The organism is Streptomyces sp. NPDC046215 (assembly GCF_040646215.1).
Classification (GTDB): Bacteria; Actinomycetota; Actinomycetes; order Streptomycetales; family Streptomycetaceae; genus Streptomyces; species Streptomyces stramineus.
On sequence record NZ_JBEYZW010000176.1, the window covers coordinates 1 to 3,661 of the forward strand.

Annotated in this window: 3 protein-coding genes; 1 reads left to right on the plus strand and 2 read right to left on the minus strand. The window is 78.3% G+C overall.

Going from position 1 to position 3,661, the window contains the following annotated elements; translation table 11 throughout:
* Window positions 1-133: 133 nt before the first annotated feature.
* Together mycP and ABZ951_RS33590 are read right to left on the minus strand one after the other, a co-directional pair.
* Window positions 134-1,279, minus strand: a complete 1,146-nt coding sequence (gene mycP, locus ABZ951_RS33585; RefSeq protein WP_361281745.1) for a type VII secretion-associated serine protease mycosin — start codon at window positions 1,277-1,279, stop codon at window positions 134-136.
* The gene (locus ABZ951_RS33590; RefSeq protein WP_344097693.1) at window positions 1,276-2,148 is read right to left on the minus strand and encodes a hypothetical protein; all 873 of its coding nucleotides are present in this window, start codon (window positions 2,146-2,148) and stop codon (window positions 1,276-1,278) included. The genes mycP and ABZ951_RS33590 overlap by 4 nt, the downstream gene beginning before the upstream one ends.
* A gap of 199 nt (window positions 2,149-2,347) precedes the next feature.
* On the opposite strand from ABZ951_RS33590, the gene ABZ951_RS33595 reads away from it, so the two are divergent.
* Window positions 2,348-3,544 (plus strand): amino acid deaminase/aldolase, encoded by a 1,197-nt coding sequence (locus ABZ951_RS33595; RefSeq protein WP_344097695.1) that lies wholly within the window; start codon window positions 2,348-2,350, stop codon window positions 3,542-3,544.
* The last annotated feature ends 117 nt before the right edge of the window (window positions 3,545-3,661 follow it).

Here is a 3,661-nt window from a genome sequence, read left to right on the forward strand (position 1 = left end):
TGTCGGGGCGTAAAGCGAAGCAGCCCCGACAACAGGCCCGCGGAGGCCCACCCCCGCACATTGACAGCCCCGCGCAGCGGACACGCCCCCGCGCAGCGGGAAACGGCGCCGCACAACGACAACGCCCCCCGCACTAAGACCGACGCCGACGCCACAGCGTCCCGGCCACCCCCAGAAACCCGGCCCCCAGCACACCCGCCCCCCACGCCATCACCCCCACGGGGCGCCGCGCCGCAGCGACCGGTCCCCGGCCGAAATAGCGGGGCGCGGGCTCCACCCGGGGGCCCGGCGTCGGGGAAAGGCCGGCGCCCAGGGAAATCGCCGCGGCGGGGTCGACCAAGCCCGCTCCCAGCGCGTCGTTCCGGCCCCCCGGCGGCGCGTCGCGCGCCGACGTCCTCAGGAGGTCGCGGATCTGGGCCGGGCTCAGGCCCGGGTGGGCCGCGCGGACGAGCGCCACCGCTCCCGAGACGAAGGCCGCCGCCGCGCTCGTCCCCCAGCCCTCGTAGTAGCGGCGGTCGGGGTCGGCGATCACCACGTCGACGCCGGGCGCGGCGACGGTGGCGTACCAGCGGCGGGTGGAGAAGGGGGCGCGGTTGCCGTAGCGGTCCACGGCGGTGGCGGCGATCACGCCGGGGTAGGCGGCGGGGTAGGAGACGTGGTCGCCGTGCTCGCCGCCGTTGCCCGCGGAGGCGACGACCACGGCGCCCTTGGCGAGGGCGTACTGGACGGCGGCGTCCTCGCGGGGCTGGGGCCGGGCGGTGTCGCTGTCGTCGCCGAGGGAGAGGTTGATGACGTCGGCGCCGTGGTCGGCGGCCCAGCGGATGCCGTCGGCGAGGGCGGAGCCCCGGGCGCCGCGGGCCCGGGACCGGGCGGGGTCGCCGTCCTCGAGGATGACGCGGACGGGAAGGACCTTCGCTTCGGGGGCGACCCCGAGGACCCCGTCGGCGGCGCCGTCCCCGTGGCCCCGGCCGGCGATGATGCCGGCCATCGCGGTGCCGTGCCGGGCCCAGGCACGGTCCCCGGGGCCGGCGCCGAAGCCGATGAGGTCCTTGCCGGGGAGGACCTGGCCGCGGAGGTCGGGGTGGCTGTCGTCGACGCCGGTGTCGAGGACGGCGACGGTTATGCCGGCGCCCTTGGTGGTGCGCCAGGCGTCCTCGGTGTGGAGGGCGTCGAGCGCCCACTCCTGGACGCGGATGGAGTCGGCGCGGGCGGGTGCGGCGGGCAGGAGGGTGACGGCCACGGCGAGGGCGAGCGCGGCCGTGCGGCGGGGTGCCGTCATCGCGCGGCCTCCCGTGCCGCCCGGCGGAGCGCCTGGTGGAGGCCCTGGTCGAGGCGGTCGGCGAGGGCGGCCGCGTCGTGGCCGAGGCCGGCCTGGGCGGGGGCGGTGGTGGCGCGCGGGTCGGTGGCGCGGGCGGCAGGCTGCGGGGGTGTGCCGGTGCGGGCGTCCGCGAAGCCGGTGACGGCGAAGACGACGGCGGGCAGGTCGGTGAGGACGGTGATGCGCCAGCTGGCGCGCTGGGCGTCGCCGAAGTGTGCGGCGGCGGTGCCGGGACGCGCGTACGGGCGGGGCATCAGGTCGGGCCTCTCGTCGAGGCGTTCGGCGGCGAACCGCTTGCGTAGGGCCCGCATGCCCGCGCCGTCGGTGGCCGTGACGAGCAGGCCGACGGTGGTGACGCTGGTGGAGGTGGCGTCGGTGTAGGTGGCCCGGATCAGGCGCTCGCAGCCCGCGGGGGCGAGGACCCCGGCGAGGAGGGGATCGAAGGCGCCCGCGCAGTCGCTGTCGGGGGCGACCGCGACGCGGGTCCAGTCGCGGGCCGCGCCGCCGGGGCCCGCCGCGTCGGCGTGCACGGTGCGGGGGAACAGGTCGTCCACGGGCACCGACCGCCAGATGTTGCGGCCCTGGGTGAAGGTCCGTTCCGCCGCGGAGCGCTCCCCCGGTGCGGCGCCGAGCCAACTTCCGGCGGCGGCGCCGCCGATGAGCCCGGTGCCGAGGACGAGGCAGACGGCGGCCGCGGCGGTGCGCACGGGTCCGCGACGGGGCGGACCGGCGGGGGCCGGGGGTTCGGCGGGGCGCGGCGGCGGGGTGGGCGCGGCGGCGGGCAGGGGTACGGAGACGAGCCGCGGCATGGGGTCCGTCTCGGTGCTCAACTGCGCTCCCCCTCGCGAGCCGGCTCGCCTCGCCACGGCCGATCGCCTTTCGGGGCAGGCCGGTTCGATTCCGGACATCCCGCCACCGGCTCCCGGCCCACGGCGTGTCGCCACTCTACGGGGCGGGCGGCGGGCTCGGCCATTTCGTCCGCGTCCGGCCCCTACCGGGCCCGGGCCCGCCTCTGGCAGGCTGCGGCGCATGTCATCTGCCGCCGCTGACCGGGCCCGTTACGAGCGGGCCACCGCCGCCCTGGACGCCCCGCTGGCGGTGGTCGATCTCCGGGCGTTCGACGCGAACGCCCGGGACCTGGTGCGGCGGGCGCGGGGCAAGCCCGTCCGGGTGGCTAGCAAGTCGGTGCGCTGCCGGGCGCTGTTGGAGCGGGTGCTGGAGCGGGACGGGTTCTCCGGCGTGATGGGCTACACGCTCGCCGAGGCTCTGTGGCTGGCGCGTTCGGGGATCCGGGACGTCCTGGTGGCGTACCCGTCGGCCGACCGGGCGGGGTTCGCCGAGCTGACGTCGGATCCGAAGCTCGCGGAGGCCGTCACGGTGATGGTGGACGACCCGGCCCAGCTGGCGCTGGTCGACGCGGCCCGGGCCGGGCGCGAAACGGTGCGGGTGTGCCTGGAGTTGGACACCTCGCTGTCGCTGCTGGGCGGGCGGGTGCGGTTCGGGGCGCTGCGGTCGCCGCTGCGCGATCCGGCGCGGCTCGCGGAGCTGGCGCGGACGGTGGCCCGCCGTCCCGGTTTCCGGCTGGTCGGGCTGATGGCGTACGAGGCGCATGTGGCGGGCGTGGGCGATGCGGTGGCGGGTCGGCCGGTGCGGTCGCGGGCCGTGCGGGCGGTGCAGGCGGTGTCCCGCAGGGAGCTGGCGGTGCGCCGGGCCGAGGCCGTGCGGGCCGTGCGGGCGGTGGCCGACCTGGAGTTCGTCAACGGCGGCGGGACGGGCAGCGTGCAGCACACCGCGGCCGAGGAGGCGGTGACGGAGGTCGCCGCCGGTTCGGGGCTGTTCGTGCCCCGGCTGTTCGACGGCTACCGCTCCTTCCGGGGCCGGCCGGCGGCGCTGTTCGCGCTGCCGGTGGTGCGCCGCCCGGGGGTGGGTGTGGTGACCGTGCTGGGCGGCGGGTACCCGGCGTCGGGCGCGGCGGGCCGGGACCGGCTGCCGCAGCCCTACCTTCCGGCGGGCCTGCGGCTGGACGCGCGCGAGGGCGCGGGCGAGGTGCAGACGCCGCTGACCGGGCAGCCGGCCGATGACCTGCTGGTCGGCGACAAGGTGTGGTTCCGGCACGCGAAGGCGGGCGAGCTGTGCGAGCGGTTCGCGTCGCTGGCGCTCGTCGACGGTGACCGGGTGGTGGGGACGGTGCCCACGTACCGGGGTGAGGGCCGCACGTTCCTGTGAGCCCGGGGCGCTGCCGCGCCTGGTGAGCCGGAAACGGCGAGTGGCCCGCCGGGCGGCCGGGGGGCTGCTGGCGTGCGGGGCCCGGGTGGCGGGGAGGCGCGCGCGGGCGTACGCGCC